We start from the raw sequence: 18,588 nt of genomic DNA on the forward strand, positions 1-18,588 counted from the left end.
CCTTTTTCTTCGTTGCGGTCTACGGTAGACACACCCATCAAACAAACAGGGTGGAAACCGATGATCACCGAGATTGCGCAAATCGACGTCAAGCCGGGCAGCGAGAAGGATTTTGAGGCGGCCGTCGCCAAGGCCAAGGCCGCCTTCGGCGGTTCGAAGGGCTTTCACGGCTTCGAGCTGCACAAGTCGATCGAGAAGCCGCAGCGCTACCGGCTGATGGTGAAGTGGGCGACGCTGGAGAACCACACCGTCGATTTCCGCGGCTCGGAGAATTTCACCGAATGGCGCGGCCTCGTCGGTCAGTATTTTGCTTCACCCCCGGAGGTCGAGCACACCGAGACCGTGCTGACGACCTGAGCGACTTCACGACGCCTTACGCGTCGCCTGAGCATGATCTTTCCGGAAAACCGCTGCGCACTTTTCCGGATCATGCTGCCAGGGGCGGCGCCTCATACGTCTTGAAGTGGTCGATCATGACCTTGGCGATGGCGACCAGTGGCAGCGCCAGCGCCAGGCCCCAGATGCCGAACACGACGCCGAGCAGGATCTGGAACGCGAACAGCGTGGCCGGCGGGATGTCGAGTGCCTGCCGCTGCAGGATCGGCGTCAGCACATAGCTCTCCATCGCGTGCACGCCCATGAAGAGGACGAAGGCCGACAGCGCCGGAATCCAGCCCGAGGCGAGGCTCGCGAGCACCACGACGACGCCGGCAATGATGGCGCCGACGGTCGGAATGAAGGCGAGCAGGCCCGCCTGAATCCCCAGGATGAACGAGCCCGGGATGCCGATGATGGCAAGCCCGATCCAGGTCACGATGCCAACCGCAATCATCACGACGATCTGCGCGATCAGCCAGCGTTCCAGCGTCTCGCTGATGCCGTCGATGATCAGGGTGACGCGGGTGCGAGGCCTCGCCGGCGCCAGGAACAACAGGCCGTCGTGATAGACGCCGGGCTGGGCGGCGAAGGACAGCCCCAGGAACAGAACGATGAAGATGTTTCCCACGCCGTGGATGGTGCCGAGCAGGAGCTTGAAGGTCTGGCTCACGATCGCGCCACCGCTGGAGGCCAGCGCGCCGGCGCCGGGCAAGGAACCGCGCGGGGGTGCTGCTGGCGAGGGTGTCGAGTCCGATGGTGGATTGGCCGAAGTGTCGGACGCAGCGTTGCCGAGATCGAAGAAGCTGGTGTCGATCCCGTGGCTGTCCAGGAAGGTCTTCACGTTGCCGATCTGCGACTTGATGGTCTTGCTCAGCAGCGAGGCCTGCTCGGCGATGGTGGCGCCGCCGAGATAGGCGACGCCTGCGAGCAGCGCCGCAAGCACGACGCAGACGATCGCGAGCCGGACCGGATGCGGCAGGTGCACGCGGCGGCCGAGCGCGTTGGTCAGCGCGTTGAGGCCGACGCCGAGCAGCATGCCGGTGAAGATCAGCAGCAGCGTGGTCGCAAAATACCAGGTGAAGACCAGCATCGCCGTGAACAGCACGACACCGATGCCGCCGACCGAAATTGCCCAAGCCAGATCGGTGCGGGTCGTGGGGCGTTGGTCTGCGAGGATGGTCACATCATGTCCTTTTCGGCGGCTGCGGGCGGGGCACTCTTTCGACAAACGCGCTTCCGATCAAGACCGCGTCAACGCGCTGGTTTGACGCTGTCGCGCGAACGGTGCAGAGCGATGAGGAGAAAACAGGTGGGGGGCGCTTGAGTTTCATCAGCAAGTGGGCCGGTCTGCTCGGGCTTCTGGCCGTGATCGTGATCGGCGACCAGATCCGGATCAACCGGCCCGGCCACAAATACCGCCTCACGGTCGAGGTGATGACGCCTGACGGGATCAAGACGGGGTCCGGCGTTCTCGCCGTCGTGCCCGACCGCAACTATAACCGTGGCGGCCGCACCACGATGCGCGGGGAGGCCGTGTTCGTCGATCTCGGCCAAGACGGCGGCAAAGGCAAGAACCTGGTCGCATTGCTGGCGCATCAGCAGGGCGGCAAGCTCGACCTCGACGACATCAACTATGTCGCGCTCCGTGCCTATGGCGCCGCGCGCGGTAACCGCGTCTCGTTCAACGATATCAGCCGGCAGGCCGGCATTGTCCCGGTGCAGGGGGAGCTGATCCCCGTGCTCGTGAGCTTTGGCGATCCCCGAGATCCCCAGACCGCGCGCCTTGTCGCCCGCGACCATGCGGATGCGGTTCTGGGCGATGGCTACGCCGTCCGTGCCCTCACCGCCGAGGTGGTGCCCAACGGCTTTTGGCCGATCGATTTCGGCGGGGTGCTTGGGGAGCCCGTGACGCGCGGAATCGAGGCGAAATTGCCCTGGCTGGCCACGCCGGACGATCCGGCGGCAACCGCGCTGAAGGCCGCCGGCCTGCCCATCGTGGGGACAACCGCGGCCCAGGAGGCATTTGCGCGAAAATAGCATTGCCGTCCCGCGTACCCTTCTGTTGAATTTGTTCCATCCCAAGGGCATGTTTAGAGAATCTTCTTACGCGGGAGGTCGGAACGGGAGATGACAAAGCCGGTCGTCGGCGTGATCGGGAACGCCCATCGCGTCGAAAATCGATTTCAGGTCCAGATGGTCGGCGAGCGCAATTTGCGCGCTGTGGCCGAGGTTTCCGGCGGCCTGCCGATGATGTTTGCGGGAGCGCCCGACATCACCGATATCGGCGCGCTGCTCGATGTGGTCGACGGGATCGTGCTCACCGGCGCCCGCGCCAACGTCCATCCGACCCGTTTCAATGTCGATCCGTGCGAGCGGCACGAGCCCTACGACATCCACCGCGACGAGGTGGCGCTGGCGCTCTCGGTCGCTTGCGTGTCCCGCGGCATTCCGCTGTTCGGCATCTGCCGGGGCCTGCAGGAGATGAACGTCGCCTTCGGCGGCTCGCTGCATCCGGAGATCCGCGAAATCCCCGGCCGCATGAACCACCGCATGCCCAGGCTCGAGAACGGCGAGATTCATCCCGATCCGACCGTGGTGTTCGCCGACCGTCACGACGTCGACCTCACGCCCGGAGGCGCCTTCGCGCGGCTGCTCGGCTGCGAGAAGATCAGGGTCAATTCGCTGCATGGCCAGGGCATTCTCGATCCCGGCAAGCGCGTGCTGATCGAGGGCGTCGCCGAGGACGGCACCATCGAGGCGATCCGCATCGCGGAAGCCCCGACCTTCGCGCTCGGCGTACAATGGCACGCCGAATACGACCCGCAGCGCAATCCGATCAACCGCAAGCTGTTCGAGGCGTTCGGCGAGGCGATGGTCGTACGCCAGCGTGCGGCGGCGTAACAAGAAGCTCGCTCGCAGCTCTCCACTGAGCGACGCTTGGTTTCGCAGCTTACGCCGTCTGCACCATCCGTCTCGCGCGATAGGCCTGGGGCGACATCAGGGTCAGCTTGCGGAACGCCTTGCGAAAGCTGCTCTCGTCCTCATAGCCGGCCGTGCGTGCGATGGTCTTGATCGGCTGCGCCGTCGTCTCCAGCAGCGTGCGCGCGTGCTCGACGCGGCGACGCATGATGAAGGCTTGCGGCGGCTCGCGCGTGAGCTCCTGGAACTTCCGGTTCAGCGTGCGCTCGCTGAGGCCGAGCGCATCGGCGAGGCGCTTGACCGTCATCGGGCTCTTGCCGGTGCGGCGAACCAGGAGGTCGGCCCGGGTCAGCAGCGGGTCCTGCGACAGCAAATAGCCGACGGGCATGAAGATCGACTGGGTGCGTTGCGCGGTGTCGATGACGACGTAATCCGCACAGAGCTTCGCAATCGCCTTGCCGTCGACCATCTCGATCAACCTGAGCAGGAGGTCGACCCACGACATCGGTCCGGCCGCGCAGACGATGCGGTCCGCGACCGTGATGACGGCGTCGGCGGCGAGGTCGATGGTGGGGTGGCGCTGCCGCAGCTCGCCTTGCAGCCACCAGGTGATGGTGGCGCGGCGGTGGTCGAGCAGGCCGCTGCCTGCAAGCAGGAACACGCCGCTGCAGAACGCGCCGATCAGCCGGCCGCTCGCATGCTGCTGCCGAAGCCAGGCGCCGGCGCGGGCATATTGCGGTTGCAGGCGTTCCGCCGTGACGTGATCGACGAGGTTGCCGGGGACGAGGATCGCGTCGAAGCGACCGCGTTTGCCGACCGCGCCATCGACGGCGACCATCTGGCCGCCGCCGGCACGCACCGGCTTGCCGTCGAGCGAAAGCACCTCCCAGGCGAAGCGCGTTTTCGCACCGCTCTGCTGCATCACGTGATTGGCAAGCGACAGGATGTCGGCGATCCCGGCGATCGCCGAATGCATGCAGCCTTCCAGCGCCAGAATTGCGAGCTTCATGAGACCTCCAGGACAGGCGCGGCGATCCTAGCCGATCGGCGCAGGGCTGCGTGGCGGAAATTGCCCGATCTCTGTCTTATCCGCCACTGCCTTGCCGGCGCTGTCAGGTCCAGTCTCGTGCCGTCGTCACACGACATCATTGGAGAGAGACATGCCTTACGTCACCATTTCCACCGTCCGCGGCATCCTGGATGCCGGGCAAAAGAAGACCTTGCTCGAACGCGTCACCGATCTCCTGGTCGAGGTCGAAGGGCAGGGCAATCCGGACTTCCGCCACAACGTCTGGGTCAGGATCGAGGAGCAGGAGCCGGCGCACTGGTCGCTGGGTGGCATGCAACCGACGCCTGAGATCATCGCCGGGATGTTCGGCACGATCGGCGCGGATGGCGTGCGGGTCCCACGGCCGTAGCAGCGCAGCGTGCACGGGCGGACCAGCCCAAGGCATGGTTCGCCACCGCCCGTGCTCAATCGATCTGCGGGGCGATCTCCATTGCATCGCACAATCACGATCATGGCCTGCACGCGGCCGCATTGAGGTTCGCAAGACGCGCACCATATGTTCTGCAAGGGAGCCCTGCCGTGCAGACCATGAAGGCGGCCCTCGTTGCGGCGATTGGCGTCGTGGCTTTGATCTGCTGCCTCCTTCCCAGCTCAGCGGAGGAGAACGGCCGTCTTGCATTGGTCGTTTCGATCGACGGAGCCATCGGCCCTGCGTCGGCCAGCTACGTCAAGGAGGCTTTGGCCAAGGCAAGCGAACGGCGTGCCGAGGTCGTGATTCTAAGACTGAACACGCCCGGCGGCCTCAATTCCAGCATGCGTGAGATCATCGCGGATGTGCTGGCCTCGCCGATCCCTGTGGTCGGTTACGTCGCGCCCTCCGGCGCCCACGCGGCGAGCGCGGGGACCTATATCCTTTATGCGACCCACATCGCGGCGATGGCGCCGGGCACCAATATTGGCGCCGCGACGCCGGTGCAGATCGGCGGGCCGCTGCCGGGTCTTCCGAGCGGACCGGCGGACAAGGGCGGCAAGGACAAGAAGGACGGTGACCAGCAGAGCGAGTCCAAGGATCAGCCCAAGGATGCGATGACGGCAAAGGCGACCAATGATGCGGTTGCCTTCATCCGCAGCCTTGCGGAGCTGCGCAACCGCAATGTGGACTGGGCGGAGAAGGCGGTCCGTGAGGCTGCCACGCTCTCTGCCAACGCCGCGCTGGAGGCTCATGCCATCGATCTCGTCGCGCGCGATCAGGCTGAATTGCTGAGGCAGATCGATGGTCGCGTGGTCGAGGTCGCAGGCGGCAAGACGCAACGCCTGGTGACAAAGGATGCCGTCGTCGAAGCCATCGATCCCGGACCGATATCCCGCTTCCTGGCGGTGATCACCGATCCGAACGTGGCGTTCATTCTCCTGATGGTCGGCATCTACGGCTTGATCTTCGAGTTCATGTCTCCCGGAGCCGTCGCCCCCGGAGTCGTCGGCGCGATCTGCCTGCTGATCGGCCTCTATGCGCTCAATCTGCTGCCGATCAATTATGCCGGCCTCGCCCTGATGTTGGTTGGACTCGTGCTTCTCACCATCGAAGCCTTCAACCCGACCGTGGTAATCGGGCTCGGAGGGATCATCGCGTTCGTGCTGGGAGCGCTGATGCTTTTCAGGGGCGAGGCGCCGGGCTACCACCTGTCGTGGTGGGTGATCGGCATCACCGCAGCAGTGTTCGCCGGCTTTGCGCTCGTCGTGCTCGGTTCGCTTCGGCGCGTCGGCAGGGCTCCTGCACTGGTCGGCGCGCAGGCCATGCGAGGCTTGCCCGCCGAGGTTCTCGACTGGAATGGGAACGAAGGTCATGTCTTCGCCCATGGTGAGCGCTGGCAGGCGCGCGGCGCCGAAACGTTCAGGCCCGGAGAGACGGTCGAAGTCGCCAACATCGTCGACCTGACGCTGCTGATACGGCGCGCACCAACAGGCGAGGGAGGTACATCATGATGCTGGAATATCTGACCTATGCGGCGCTCGCGTTGCTTGTCATCATGTTCCTGTCCCAGGCTATTCGAATCCTGCGCGAATACGAGCGTGGCGTCATCTTTACGCTCGGCCGCTTTACCGGCGTGAAGGGCCCGGGCCTCATCATCCTCATTCCGATCGTGCAGCAACTGGTGAAGGTGGATCTGCGGGTGATGGTGCAGGTCGTGCCGCCGCAGGACGTGATTTCGCGGGACAACGTCTCCGTCAAGGTCAACGCCGTTCTGTACTTCCGCATCGTCGACCCCGAACGGGCCATCATCAAGGTTGGCGATTACATGGCCGCCACCAGCCAGCTCGCCCAGACCACCTTGCGCTCGGTGCTCGGCAAGCACGAGCTCGACGAGATGCTGGCCGAGCGCGACAGGTTGAACGCGGACATCCAGGAGATCCTCGACAAGCAGACCGACGTCTGGGGCATCAAGGTCACCGGCATCGAGATCAAGGACGTCGATCTCAATGAAACCATGGTGCGTGCGATTGCCAAACAGGCCGAGGCGGAGCGGTTGCGGCGGGCCAAGGTGATCAATGCGATGGGCGAGCAGCAGGCTGCCGAAAAGCTCGTCGAGGCCGGCCGGATTCTCGCGCAGGAGCCTCAGGCGATGCAACTACGTTATTTCGCGGCCCTGCACGACATCGCGGGCGAACGGTCGTCGACCATCGTCTTTCCGCTGCCGACGGGCCTGCTCGACCATTTTGTGCCGCGGCGCGACAACCCGTAGCCATCAACGGCAGGATGACCCATCTTCGGCCCAAATGGAGGTGTCGAATATTGCTCCCAACTTAAACGGGAGGAAAATTCGATGACGAAGCATGCCGCCAGACCAGCAAGCCGCCGCCGAAATCGGACATTGATGCTCACCGTCCCGCTGGTCGCCCTCGCACTTTGGTCGTGGGGGATCGATGCGGCGCAGGCCGCAGAGCCGGGCAAGGACGCGACGGCGGCGAGCCTGCCGCGCATTCTCGTGCTTGCGACGGGAGGCACCATCGCAGGCCAGGCCGACGCGCGCGCGACCGGCGCGTACAAGTCCGGCCAGATTACCGGGGAGCAGTTGATGCAGTCGGTGCCGGGCCTGGACAAGCTCGCGAAGCTGAACGCCGAGCAGATTTCGTCGATCGGATCCCAGGACATGAACGACAAGGTCTGGTTTGCCCTGGCCCGCCGCATCCAGGACGCCTTCGACAAGAATGAAGCCGATGGAATCCTCATCACCCACGGCACGGATACGCTCGAGGAGACCGCGTTCTTTCTCGACAATGTCGTGCGCAGCGACAAGCCGGTGGTGATCGTCGGTTCGATGCGTCCGGCCACGGCGGTGAGTGCGGACGGCCCCGGCAATCTGTACGAAGCGGTGCAGGTGGCAGCGGATCCGCGCTCTCGCGGCCGCGGCGTGATGGCCGTGCTGAACGACAAGATCCAAAGCGCCCGCTCGATCACCAAGACCAACACCACGAGCATCGAGACGTTCAGCTCTCCCAATGACGGCCCGATCGGCTATGTCGACACCGCCGGCGGCATCCGTTTCATGACCCAGGCCGCCGGCTTCAAGCGCACGACCTATCCGCTCCCGGCAGGCGAGCAATTGCCGCGCGTCGAGATCGTCTACTCGCACGCCAACATGGACGCCGTTCCGATCGAGGACGCCATTTCCCACGGCGCCAAGGGCATCGTGCTGGCCGGCGTCGGCGACGGCAACGCGTCGAAGCAGGCCCTCGATGCGCTCGAAGCGGCGGCGAAGAAGGGCGTCATCGTCGTCCGCTCGACGCGGGTCCGATCCGGCTTCGTCACCCGGAATGTCGAGGTTGACGACGACAAGAACGGGTTCGTCGTGTCCGAGGACCTCAATCCGCAGAAGGCCCGTGTTCTCACTCAATTGCTGATCGCGGGCGGGGTTACGGCTCCGGCCGAGCTCCAGCGCGCCTTCACTGCAACGTGGTGATTGGGCGCGTCGTGTCCTGCAGGGTGGGTTAGCGTAATCCACCCTGCGACTCCCCAAAACGAAAAGGCGCTCCTCGCGGAGCGCCTTTTGCTTGTCGCAGAGAGTTTGGGCCGCTTAGCCCGAATAGTACATGTCGAACTCGACCGGGTGCGGGGTCATTTCGAAGCGCTCGACCTCGGTCATCTTCAGCTCGATGTAGCTGTCGATGAAGTCGTCGTCGAACACGCCGCCGTTCTTGAGGAAGCCGCGGTCCTTGTCGAGGTTTTCGAGCGCCTCGCGGAGCGAGCCGCACACCGTCGGGATCTGCTTCAGCTCTTCCTTCGGCAGGTCGTAGAGGTCCTTGTCCATCGCCGGACCCGGATCGATCTTGTTCTTGATGCCGTCGAGGCCGGCCATCAGCATCGCGGCGAAGCCGAGATAGGGATTGGCGAGCGGATCGGGGAAGCGCACCTCGACACGCTTGGCCTTCGGCGAAGCGGTGTAGGGGATGCGGCAGGAGGCCGAGCGGTTGCGCGCGGAGTAGGCGAGCAGCACGGGGGCCTCATAGCCCGGGACCAGGCGCTTGTAGGAGTTGGTCGACGGGTTGGTGAAGGCGTTGATCGCCTTGGCGTGCTTGATGATGCCGCCGATGTAGTGAAGGCAGGTCTCCGACAGGTCGGCGTACTTGTTGCCGGCGAACACCGGCTTGCCGTCCTTCCAGATCGACTGGTGCACGTGCATGCCCGAGCCGTTGTCGCCATAGACCGGCTTCGGCATGAAGGTGGCGGTCTTGCCGTAGATGTGCGCGACCTGGTGGATGCAGTACTTGTAGATCTGCATGTGGTCGGCCATCAGCGTCAGCGTGTCGAACTTCATGCCGAGCTCGTGCTGGGCGGACGCGACTTCGTGGTGATGCTTCTCGACCTTGACGCCCATCTTGGCCATGGCGCCGAGCATTTCGGAGCGCATGTCCTGCACGGAGTCCTGCGGCGGCACCGGGAAGTAGCCGCCCTTGGTGCGGACGCGGTGGCCGAGATTGCCGCCTTCATATTCGGTGTCGGAGTTGGTCGGCAGCTCCGAGGAGTCGAGACGGAAGCCGGTGTTGTAGGGGTTGGCGGAGAAGCGCACGTCGTCGAACACGAAGAACTCGGCTTCGGGGCCGACGAACACGCTGTCGCCCACGCCCATCGACTTCACCATGGCCTCGGCCTTCTTGGCGATGCCGCGGGGGTCGCGGTTGTAGGGCTCGCCGGTGGTCGGCTCGAGCACGTCGCAGGTGATGACCATGGTGGTCTCGGCGAAGAACGGGTCGATCGTCGCGGTCACCGGATCCGGCATCAGGCACATGTCGGACTCGTTGATCGCCTTCCAGCCGGCGATCGAGGAGCCGTCGAACATCGTCCCTTCGGCGAAAATGTCCTCATCGATCATGCTGATGTCGAACGTCACGTGCTGCCACTTGCCGCGCGGATCGGTGAAGCGCAGGTCGACGTATTTGACGTCGTTGTCCTTGATCGATTTCAGGACGTCTTTGGCGGTCTTCATGCATACCCCTTTTGGCTCTGCGGGTCGGTTTCCAGGTGAGCAAGATTGTTCTCGCTTTTGGCGAGTTCGCGCGCGAGCGCACAAACAAAATCAGGCCGCCGAAGCAGCCTTTTTCTTGTCGGAGTGTCGCAAAATGCGGGATAGCACCCGGCTCAGATAGCGTCCAGCCCGGATTCGCCGGTCCGGATGCGGATCGCCTCTTCGATATTGGAGACGAAAATCTTGCCGTCGCCGATGCGCCCGGTCTGCGCGGCGCGGCGGATCGCGTCGATGGCGCGCTCGACCAGGTCGTCGCCGATCACGATCTCGATCTTCACCTTGGGGAGGAAATCGACGATGTATTCTGCGCCGCGGTAAAGCTCGGCGTGGCCCTTCTGCCGGCCAAAGCCCTTGGCCTCGGTCACGGTGATGCCTTGCAGGCCGACTTCCTGAAGCGCTTCCTTCACCTCGTCGAGCTTGAATGGCTTGATGATGGCTTCGATTTTCTTCACTGCGCGCCTCCCGGCCTTTCGATCAAATAGCAACGTCTTCGTCAGGATGCGCTTTTCTTAACGCACGATCTTGTCTTCGCTATGCCGGGATGCCTGACCAGCCCGGCAACAACGGCCGGCCACACCCTGATAGATTGCCAGTGAGCACGACGAACCGAAGCGGCTTCCTCGAAAGCAGGGTCTATGCCAAGTTGCAAATGCCCTGATTATTGGAGCGTTATCAGCCTTTTAACGCGCATCTCTGATAGGTGGAGCCGACTGGCTCAAAATACCGCAGACTACGAAATAGGCAATCGGTTCAATATCTGTGCAAATCGTTGTTCTGCCAGGTGGGTCTGTACGGAACGTGCCTGTTGAAAAGGCGTTTGGACCAGGGAAGTGGCATGGAAGTTCTGACCAACGCTGAAATGCAGCGCGCCGACCAGCTCAGTATTGCGGCAGGCACGCCCGGCTTCAAGCTGATGCTCAGCTCGGGGCAGGCGGTCGCGGAGGCCGCCAATGCGCTGGTGGAGGAGGGGCCGATCCTGATCGTGGCCGGTCCCGGCAACAATGGCGGCGACGGTTTTGTCGCAGCCGCCGAGCTCGCCGCGCAAGGGCGCGACGTCTCGGTGATCCTGATGTGCGAGCGCGACCAGCTCCAGGGTGACGCGGCCTCCGCGGCGCGCGGCTGGAAGCACCCGGTGCTGCCGTTCAATCCGCAGGCGATCGGCAAGCCCGCGCTGATCATCGATGCGCTGTTCGGCGCGGGCCTCAGTCGCCCGGTCGACGGCGAGGCGCATGCGATGATCGAAGCGATCAACGCCAACGGCGCCCCGGTGCTCGCGGTCGACCTGCCGAGCGGCATCAACGGCACCAGCGCAGCTGTGATGGGCGCGGCGGTGAACGCCACCGAGACCGTCACCTTCTTCCGCAAGAAGCCGGCGCATTTGCTGCTGCCCGGCCGTATGCATTGCGGCCACGTGCGCGTCGCCGACATCGGCATCGACGCACAGGTGCTGGACGAGATCGCGCCGCGGACCTTCGAGAACGATCCGGATTTCTGGGGCACCGCCTTTCCGGTGCCGCGCATCGACGGCCATAAATACGCACGGGGCCACGTGCTGGCGGTCTCGGGCGATGCCGCCGCGACCGGCGCAGCGCGGCTCGCCGCCCGTGGGGCTTTGCGGGCCGGAGCGGGCCTCGTGACGCTGGCGACCCCGCGCGATGCGCTCGCGATCAATGCCAGCGCGCTCACCGCGGTGATGGTTCGCGCCTGCGACACAGCGGTCGAATTCGGCGCGTTGCTCGGCGACAAACGCTACAACACCTGCCTGATCGGACCCGGCGCGGGCGTCGGCGATCGCACCTGCGATCTGGTCCACACGGCGCTTCACGCGCAGCGGCATCTGGTGCTGGACGCGGATGCGCTGACGAGCTTTGCCGCAAACCCCGAGCGGCTGTTTGAATCGATCAAGTCCTCTGAGGACAGTGCGGTCGTGCTGACGCCGCACGAGGGTGAATTTCCGCGCCTGTTCTCCGACCTCAGCAACAAACATCCGGGCCGCTCGAAGCTGGAGCGAGTCCGCGCCGCCGCCGAGCGCTGTGGTGCGGTCGTGCTGCTGAAGGGGCCGGATACCACCATCGCCGCGCCCGACGGGCGCGCCACCATCGCCGCCAACGCGCCGCCCTGGCTCGCCACCGCCGGCGCCGGCGACGTGCTCGCCGGCATCATCGCAGGACTTCTGGCGCAGGGCGTGCCGGCGTTCGAAGCCGCCAGCATCGGCGTCTGGATGCATGGCGAGGCGGGAAGCGAGGCGGGGCCCGGCCTGATCGCGGAGGACCTGACCGAGACGCTGCCGGCCGTGCACCGGCGGATCTATAATGCGCTCGGGGTGGAGTATTAGTGCTCAGGCTGCTCGCACTCACCGACATGGGCGAGGCCGCGCAGGTCCATCGGATTGCGTTTGACCGGGCGATGCCGTGGCTCGTTGGGCTGCACACACCTGACGAGGACAGCTGGTTCTACCGCGAGCGCGTTTTCACGACGTGCCGTGTGTGGGGACGGTTCGATGATGGCGTCCTGAGCGGGATCATCGCCTTCCGCGAAGGTTGGGTCGAGCAGCTCTATGTGCTTCCCGCCGCCCAGGGGCGCGGCGTCGGCACAGAACTCCTCGATGTCGCCAAGCGGGCCAGCGACCAGCTGGAGCTCTGGACCTTCGAGCGCAACGCGCCGGCGCGGCGCTTCTATGAGGCGCGCGGGTTCGCACTGGTTGAGCAGACCGACGGGGCGCGGAACGAGGAGCGGGAGCCTGATGCTCGCTACCTCTGGACGGGGCGGTAGCCGGTCACTCCACCGCGTACCAGCGCACCAGCCGCGGCGCGGCCCAGTCGGTCACGACGGCTTCAATCAGCCAGCGTCCGGGTGAGGTCGCCGCGAATGCGATCCGCTGGGTCTGGCCGGGCTCGATTGCGAGCGTGTCGAGCCAATAGGGTTTCCAGCCGTCGTCGAGCTTGTCGAGCAGGCGGAAATGGTGGCCGTGCAGGTGAAACACGGTCGTGACCGGTCCGGGGTTCTTGAGGGCCAGCACGACAGTGCGGCCGGTCCTGGCGCGGAAGGCGGGATTGGAGGAGACGGAGAAGCTTGCAGGCCGTGCCCAGCCGGCCTCGGGCGCGCCGAGCGCGACATCGAACCGCAGGGCGCCTTTGAGGTCGAGCTTCTCGGGGAGGTCGTTCGGGGGGAGCGGCTGTGGCGGCAACAGCGGCGCGCGCCGCTCGAGCCTGCCTGATATCGTGAGGCTCCCGAGCTGGCGCGCCTCCTTGCCGTCATGCAACAGGAATGGGGCCGATGTGGCCGCATCCACGAAGGCGTCGGCGCGTGCGCCGGGGGCGAGCACCAGGGCGCCGTTGCGCGCCGGGAATGGCTCGGCCGGCTGTCCGTCCAGGGCCATCACCTGGACCTCGTGGCCTTCCAATTTGATCGCCAGAACAGAACGTTGCGAGCCGTTGATAAAGCGCAGCCGCAGCCGCTCGCCGGCTGCGGCTGAGAGTTCGAATGAAGTCCGGCCATTGAGGGTAAAGAGCGGTGTCGTGTCCCCGGGGGCGCGGCCGGGCGGAAGCGCGGTCCCATCGGGCCGTAGCCGCCATTCCTCGATCAACAAGACCTCGTCGCGGTCGACGGCGACGCGATTTGTCTCGCCGGCGATGATCGGAAGCGGGCGCGCGGGCAGCTTCAGACCGTCTTCGAAGAGGCGGAAGTCGGCTGCCAGAGTTCCTGCATTTGGTATTGAAACAATTGAGGTTTCGGTCACATCCGGCGCGGTCGGCGTACGCCCTCGCAACGGGTCGGCCGCGGCCGGGCCATTCAGGCCGTACCAGACTGGCGCAAGCGGGACAGGCAGGTCGTTCCGAAAGACCACCTCGCAGCGGTCGCCTCGCTTGAGACGGACGTTGCCGATATGGCTTACGGCGGCCAGCTCCCAGATCGGTGTCGCCGGCTGACCCGGCCTGAGCGCCAGGGTTGCCGGCCTTGCCTGCAGGGCAAGCTGGGCGGTGACAGCGGGGCTTGCGCCGCCGGCGATCAACCCGGCTGCGGGGGCTCCAAGTCCGGCTGCAAGTCCAGCTCCAAGTCCGGCCAAAACCTCACGCCGGGTCGGGTCAGAGATCCGCGTTTTCATGGCTCGATGCGGACCATGAAGCGCTGGATAAGTCCAGCCGTCGCGCCTACTTAAAGCCTGTCTCTATCGGGCCATTTTTTTGCTGCGAACAGTCAGGCACATGCTATAAGCCCGGCCGCCCGCGGCATCGCGGCCGGTCTTGATGCAAATTCACGCGGGCGTGGCGGAACTGGTAGACGCGCTGGATTTAGGTTCCAGTGACGAAAGTTGTGGGGGTTCGAGTCCCTCCGCCCGCACCAAGCGCTTTCAGCGTTTGCACGGATTACCGAAGGGCTGCTTCCTCACGGAGTGTTTCCGGCGGAAGTGGTCCGATGAACCACCGGCGTTGAGGCGTCTTGCCTCGCGCCGGTTCGATTAATGACAGCGTCCCGACGCATGCGTGCCGGGGCCGAGCGAGAAGAAGATTGGACGCCATGCAGGTCACAGAAACCCTCTCGGAAGGTTTGAAGCACGAGTTCAAGATCAGCGTTCCCGCGTCTGATCTCGACGCCAAGGCTGGTGCCAAACTCGTCGATCTCAAGGACAAGGTCCGCATCAACGGCTTCCGCCCCGGCAAGGTGCCGGTCGCTCACCTGAAGAAGGTCTATGGCCGCTCGGTGATGGCCGAGACCATCGACCAGACCATCCGCGACACCAACACGCAGCTGTTCTCCGACCGTGGCTTCAAGCTTGCGACCGAGCCGAAGATCACCATGCCGAGCGAGCAGGCCGAGGTCGAGGAACTGCTCAACGGCAAGACCGATCTGACCTACACGGTCGCGATCGAAGTGGTGCCCGCGATCGCGCTCGCCGACTTCAAGAGCTTCCAGGTCGAGAAGCCCGTCGCTGACGTGTCCGACACCGATGTCGACGAAGCCATCAAGCGCATCGCCGACAGCAACCGCGGCTATGCGGCCAAGGCCGAGGGCGCCAAGGCCGAGTCGGGCGACCGCGTCACCATCAACTTCAAGGGCACCATCAACGGCGAAGTCTTCGAGGGCGGCACCGGCGAGGGCATCCAGGTAGCGATCGGTTCCAATACCTTCATCCCCGGCTTCGAGGAGCAGCTCACCGGCATCGGCGCGGGCGAGACGCGCACGCTGAAAGTGTCGTTCCCCAAGAACTACATGAACGACAAGCTCGCCGGCCAGCCGGCCGAGTTCGAGACCACCGCGACCTCGATCGAGGCGCCGCAGGACGTCGCGATCGATGACGAGTTCGCCAAGACGCTGGGCCTCGAATCGCTGGACAAGCTGAAGGAAGCCGCGCGCGAGCGTCTGGCTGCCGAGTTCGCCGGCGCGACGCGCCAGCGCGTCAAGCGTGCGCTGCTCGACCGCCTCGACGAGGCGCATCGCTTCGAAGCGCCGCCGTCGCTCGTCGACGAGGAGTTCAATCTGATGTGGAACTCGGTCAAGGCCGAGATGGATTCGGCCGGCAAGACCTTCGCGGACGAGGATACCACCGAAGACAAGGCCAAGGACGAGTACCGCAAGATCGCCGACCGCCGCGTTCGGCTCGGCCTCGTGCTGTCCGAGATCGGCGAGAAGAACAAGATCACCGTGACCGACGACGAGGTCGGCCGCGCCGTGATCGAGCGCGCTCGCTCGATGCCGGGCCGCGAGAAGGAAGTCTGGGACTATTACCGCAGCAACGCCCAGGCGTTGGCCCAGCTTCGTGCACCGATCTACGAGGACAAGGTCGTCGACTTCATCCTCGAGCTCGCCAACGTGACCGAGAAGAAGGTCTCGCGCGAGGACCTGTACAAGGACGAGGACGCGGAAAAGACCGCAGCCTGAAGGCTCTAGAGCGTTTTCGAGCGAAGTGGATACCGGTTCGCGTAAAGAAAACGCGTCAAACTAGAATCTAGAGCCCCGTTCCGATTCAATCGGAACGGGGCTCTAGGAAAGCCTTCCATTAAGGATGATCATCAAAGGGGCTCGGCTAGCCATCTGGCTGGCTGGGCCTGTTTGCGAGAATCAGCTTCAAGTGCCCGGTGGACTAAGCCTTAATTCGCTCCGCACTTGTCTGGCGCGAATTGGGCTATATCTGTCGGTACGCCCTGTACCCAAGTCTTATACCAAGCGTTCTACCTCTACCCACTTCCTGCATCACTGGCGTCCATCGGCCTTCCGGCAGATCCAGCTAAACTGGCAGCCAAGACTGGCAATGTCCGCCTCCTAAAACCCTAGGTGACTCATGCGCGATCCGGTTGAAACCTACATGAACCTCGTGCCCATGGTGGTCGAGCAGACCAACCGTGGCGAGCGCGCCTACGACATCTTCTCGCGCCTGTTGAAGGAGCGCATCATTTTCCTGACCGGGCCGGTCGAGGACGGCATGTCGACGCTGGTGGTCGCGCAGCTCCTGTTCCTTGAAGCGGAAAATCCGAAGAAGGAAATCTCGATGTACATCAACTCGCCGGGCGGCGTGGTGACGTCGGGCCTCGCGATCTACGACACCATGCAGTTCATCCGCCCGCCGGTCTCGACGCTGTGCACGGGCCAGGCCGCCTCGATGGGCTCGCTGCTGCTCTGCGCCGGCGAGAAGGACATGCGCTTCTCGCTGCCGAACGCGCGCATCATGGTGCATCAGCCCTCCGGCGGCTTCCAGGGCCAGGCCACCGACATCATGCTGCACGCGCAGGAAATCCTGAACCTGAAGAAGCGGCTCAACGAGATCTACGTGAAGCACACCGGTCAGACCTACAAGACGATCGAGGACGCGCTGGAGCGCGATAAGTTCCTGACCGCGAACGACGCCAAGGAGTTCGGCCTGGTCGACAGGGTCATCGACAAGCGCGCCGAAGAGCCGGCGGCGAAACCGCAGTAACGCGAACGGGGCTGCAACATCGATCCCTGGAATACCTATCGGGATTTCTCGAGATCGTCAGGGCGACGTTCACGTTAACGGCGCACTACGCGGCGGCGCAAAAAACAGTCTTGCGCCCCGCGACAGGCAGAAAGTTCCGCTTTCGTGCTTGTTTTTCGTGGCAATCCAGCAACTCCGGGGCGATTTCGATCACTTCGTCCGTGCCAAGACGTGAAATCACGGTATTGTCACGGGTAGCCAGCGCCCCCTCGATTAGCGAATTCTTGATAGTCGGGTGACAGCATGGTTGGCTACGATTGATCGGCTATGATCGCGGAGAGTCGAGTGACCGTGATTCGCACGGGATGTAACGCGTAGGGTCTTTTTTGGTACGGAATTTGCTCTATTTGAACTTCATACGGCATGCGTGCCGGAATGGAGCGATCGAGCGGAGCGGGATCGAACCGCGGACGGAGACATGAATGAGTAAGGTCGGCACGAGCGACTCCAAGAACACGCTGTATTGCTCGTTCTGCGGCAAGAGCCAGCACGAAGTCCGCAAACTGATCGCGGGTCCCACGGTCTTCATCTGCGACGAGTGCGTTGAGCTCTGCATGGACATCATCCGCGAGGAGAACAAATCCTCGCTCGTGAAGTCGCGCGACGGCATTCCGACGCCGAAGGAAATCTGCAAGGTCCTGGACGATTACGTCATCGGCCAGAGCCATGCGAAGAAGGTCCTGTCGGTCGCGGTGCACAATCACTACAAGCGCCTCAACCACCAGACCAAGCACAACGACGTCGAGCTCGCGAAGTCGAACATCCTGCTGATCGGTCCGACCGGTTCGGGCAAGACGCTGCTCGCGCAGACGCTCGCCCGCATCCTGGACGTGCCGTTCACGATGGCCGACGCAACGACGCTGACCGAAGCCGGCTATGTCGGTGAGGACGTCGAGAACATCATCCTGAAGCTGCTCCAGGCCGCCGACTACAATGTCGAGCGCGCCCAGCGCGGCATCGTCTACATCGACGAAATCGACAAGATTAGCCGCAAGTCTGACAATCCCTCGATCACGCGCGACGTGTCGGGTGAGGGCGTGCAGCAGGCGCTGCTGAAGATCATGGAGGGCACGGTGGCTTCGGTCCCGCCGCAGGGCGGCCGCAAGCATCCGCAGCAGGAGTTCCTGCAGGTGGATACCACCAACATCCTGTTCATCTGCGGCGGTGCGTTCGCCGGCCTCGAGAAGATCATCTCGGCGCGCGGGCGGTCGACCTCGATCGGCTTCGCCGCCCAGGTGCTCGCGCCGGAGGATCGCCGTACCGGCGAGATCTTCCGCCACGTCGAGCCTGAGGACCTCCTGAAGTACGGTCTCATCCCCGAATTCGTCGGCCGTCTGCCGGTCGTGGCGACGCTCGAGGATCTGGACGAGACCTCGCTGAAGAAGATCCTCACCGAGCCGAAGAACGCGCTGGTGAAACAGTACCAGCGGCTGTTCGAGATGGAGAACATCGAGCTGACCTTCGCCGACGAGGCGCTTGGCGCGGTCGCCCGCAAGGCGATCGAGCGCAAGACCGGCGCGCGTGGTCTGCGTTCGATCCTCGAGGCGATCCTGCTCGAGACCATGTTCGACCTGCCGGGCCTGGAAGGTGTGGAAGAAGTCGTGATTTCGCGCGAAGTCGTGGAAGGTACGGCCCGTCCGCTCTACATCTACGCCGATCGGTCCGATCGCGCCGTCGAGAACGCCAGCGCCTGATTTTCGGCGCTGGAACGCTCCAATCGTCTTTGATAGTAGCGGCTGCGGAATGGTTCTCCGCAGCCGATGTTGCGTCGCTTATACGCGTGCGTAAGCGCCTGATGGCGCGCGTCT

Annotated in this window: 17 protein-coding genes and 1 tRNA gene; 13 read left to right on the top strand and 5 right to left on the bottom strand. The window is 64.2% G+C overall.

Annotated elements, in window-relative coordinates; genetic code table 11:
* Nucleotides 1-60: 60 nt before the first annotated feature.
* Nucleotides 61-357, top strand: coding sequence for an antibiotic biosynthesis monooxygenase family protein (locus ABIB99_RS23435; protein WP_028155908.1), 297 nt, complete (start codon nucleotides 61-63; stop codon nucleotides 355-357).
* A gap of 70 nt (nucleotides 358-427) precedes the next feature.
* On the opposite strand, the gene ABIB99_RS23440 is transcribed toward ABIB99_RS23435, so the two are convergent.
* On the bottom strand, nucleotides 428-1,561 hold the full coding sequence (locus tag ABIB99_RS23440; RefSeq protein WP_354177668.1) for an AI-2E family transporter: 1,134 nt from the start codon (nucleotides 1,559-1,561) through the stop codon (nucleotides 428-430).
* A gap of 137 nt (nucleotides 1,562-1,698) precedes the next feature.
* On the opposite strand from ABIB99_RS23440, the gene ABIB99_RS23445 reads away from it, so the two are divergent.
* Together ABIB99_RS23445 and ABIB99_RS23450 are read left to right on the top strand one after the other, a co-directional pair.
* Nucleotides 1,699-2,415, top strand: a complete 717-nt coding sequence (locus ABIB99_RS23445) for a hypothetical protein (RefSeq protein ID WP_354112934.1) — start codon at nucleotides 1,699-1,701, stop codon at nucleotides 2,413-2,415.
* 90 nt (nucleotides 2,416-2,505) lie between these two features.
* Nucleotides 2,506-3,279, top strand: coding sequence for a gamma-glutamyl-gamma-aminobutyrate hydrolase family protein (locus tag ABIB99_RS23450; protein ID WP_354112933.1), 774 nt, complete (start codon nucleotides 2,506-2,508; stop codon nucleotides 3,277-3,279).
* A gap of 49 nt (nucleotides 3,280-3,328) precedes the next feature.
* Here ABIB99_RS23450 and ABIB99_RS23455 read toward each other — a convergent pair whose 3' ends face one another.
* Nucleotides 3,329-4,306, bottom strand: a complete 978-nt coding sequence (locus ABIB99_RS23455) for a GlxA family transcriptional regulator (RefSeq protein ID WP_354112932.1) — start codon at nucleotides 4,304-4,306, stop codon at nucleotides 3,329-3,331.
* 151 nt (nucleotides 4,307-4,457) lie between these two features.
* On the opposite strand from ABIB99_RS23455, the gene ABIB99_RS23460 reads away from it, so the two are divergent.
* The 4 genes from ABIB99_RS23460 to ABIB99_RS23475 all read left to right on the top strand — a co-directional run bounded on the left by ABIB99_RS23460 (nucleotide 4,458) and on the right by ABIB99_RS23475 (nucleotide 8,265).
* Complete coding sequence (locus tag ABIB99_RS23460) at nucleotides 4,458-4,715, top strand: tautomerase family protein (RefSeq protein ID WP_354112931.1); 258 nt, start codon at nucleotides 4,458-4,460, stop codon at nucleotides 4,713-4,715.
* Nucleotides 4,716-4,885: 170 nt separating this feature from the next.
* Nucleotides 4,886-6,289 carry an NfeD family protein gene (locus ABIB99_RS23465; RefSeq protein ID WP_354112930.1) on the top strand — a complete coding sequence of 468 codons (1,404 nt, stop codon included), beginning with the start codon at nucleotides 4,886-4,888 and terminating at the stop codon, nucleotides 6,287-6,289.
* Nucleotides 6,286-7,047, top strand: a complete 762-nt coding sequence (locus tag ABIB99_RS23470) for a slipin family protein (RefSeq protein ID WP_063982951.1) — start codon at nucleotides 6,286-6,288, stop codon at nucleotides 7,045-7,047. Before ABIB99_RS23465 ends, ABIB99_RS23470 begins: the two co-directional genes overlap by 4 nt.
* Nucleotides 7,048-7,128: 81 nt before the next feature.
* Nucleotides 7,129-8,265 carry an asparaginase gene (locus tag ABIB99_RS23475; protein ID WP_354177669.1) on the top strand — a complete coding sequence of 379 codons (1,137 nt, stop codon included), beginning with the start codon at nucleotides 7,129-7,131 and terminating at the stop codon, nucleotides 8,263-8,265.
* Between the two features lie 114 nt (nucleotides 8,266-8,379).
* Here ABIB99_RS23475 and glnA read toward each other — a convergent pair whose 3' ends face one another.
* Together glnA and ABIB99_RS23485 are read right to left on the bottom strand one after the other, a co-directional pair.
* A complete protein-coding gene (gene glnA, locus ABIB99_RS23480) occupies nucleotides 8,380-9,789 on the bottom strand; it encodes a type I glutamate--ammonia ligase (protein ID WP_063982953.1) in 1,410 nt (469 codons plus the stop codon).
* Between the two features lie 152 nt (nucleotides 9,790-9,941).
* Nucleotides 9,942-10,280 carry a P-II family nitrogen regulator gene (locus ABIB99_RS23485; RefSeq protein ID WP_007603495.1) on the bottom strand — a complete coding sequence of 113 codons (339 nt, stop codon included), beginning with the start codon at nucleotides 10,278-10,280 and terminating at the stop codon, nucleotides 9,942-9,944.
* Nucleotides 10,281-10,663: 383 nt separating this feature from the next.
* Here ABIB99_RS23485 and ABIB99_RS23490 point away from each other — a divergent pair, with 383 nt between their 5' ends.
* Entirely contained in the window at nucleotides 10,664-12,163 is a 1,500-nt protein-coding gene (locus tag ABIB99_RS23490; RefSeq protein WP_354177670.1) for an NAD(P)H-hydrate dehydratase, read from the top strand.
* On the top strand, nucleotides 12,163-12,600 hold the full coding sequence (locus ABIB99_RS23495) for a GNAT family N-acetyltransferase (protein ID WP_063982955.1): 438 nt from the start codon (nucleotides 12,163-12,165) through the stop codon (nucleotides 12,598-12,600). Before ABIB99_RS23490 ends, ABIB99_RS23495 begins: the two co-directional genes overlap by 1 nt.
* Nucleotides 12,601-12,604: 4 nt before the next feature.
* Here ABIB99_RS23495 and ABIB99_RS23500 read toward each other — a convergent pair whose 3' ends face one another.
* Entirely contained in the window at nucleotides 12,605-13,933 is a 1,329-nt protein-coding gene (locus tag ABIB99_RS23500) for a multicopper oxidase family protein (RefSeq protein WP_063982956.1), read from the bottom strand.
* A 154-nt stretch (nucleotides 13,934-14,087) separates the two neighbouring features.
* On the opposite strand from ABIB99_RS23500, the gene ABIB99_RS23505 reads away from it, so the two are divergent.
* From ABIB99_RS23505 to clpX, 4 genes are all read left to right on the top strand, one after another.
* A tRNA-Leu gene (locus ABIB99_RS23505) sits at nucleotides 14,088-14,172 on the top strand.
* A 174-nt stretch (nucleotides 14,173-14,346) separates the two neighbouring features.
* Nucleotides 14,347-15,708, top strand: a complete 1,362-nt coding sequence (gene tig / locus ABIB99_RS23510) for a trigger factor (protein ID WP_063982957.1) — start codon at nucleotides 14,347-14,349, stop codon at nucleotides 15,706-15,708.
* 400 nt (nucleotides 15,709-16,108) lie between these two features.
* Nucleotides 16,109-16,741 (top strand): ATP-dependent Clp protease proteolytic subunit, encoded by a 633-nt coding sequence (locus ABIB99_RS23515; protein ID WP_063982958.1) that lies wholly within the window; start codon nucleotides 16,109-16,111, stop codon nucleotides 16,739-16,741.
* A gap of 461 nt (nucleotides 16,742-17,202) precedes the next feature.
* A complete protein-coding gene (gene clpX / locus ABIB99_RS23520) occupies nucleotides 17,203-18,474 on the top strand; it encodes an ATP-dependent Clp protease ATP-binding subunit ClpX (RefSeq protein WP_014494834.1) in 1,272 nt (423 codons plus the stop codon).
* The last annotated feature ends 114 nt before the right edge of the window (nucleotides 18,475-18,588 follow it).

Source organism: Bradyrhizobium sp. LA6.1 (assembly GCF_040547805.1).
GTDB classification, from domain to species: domain Bacteria; phylum Pseudomonadota; class Alphaproteobacteria; order Rhizobiales; family Xanthobacteraceae; genus Bradyrhizobium; species Bradyrhizobium barranii.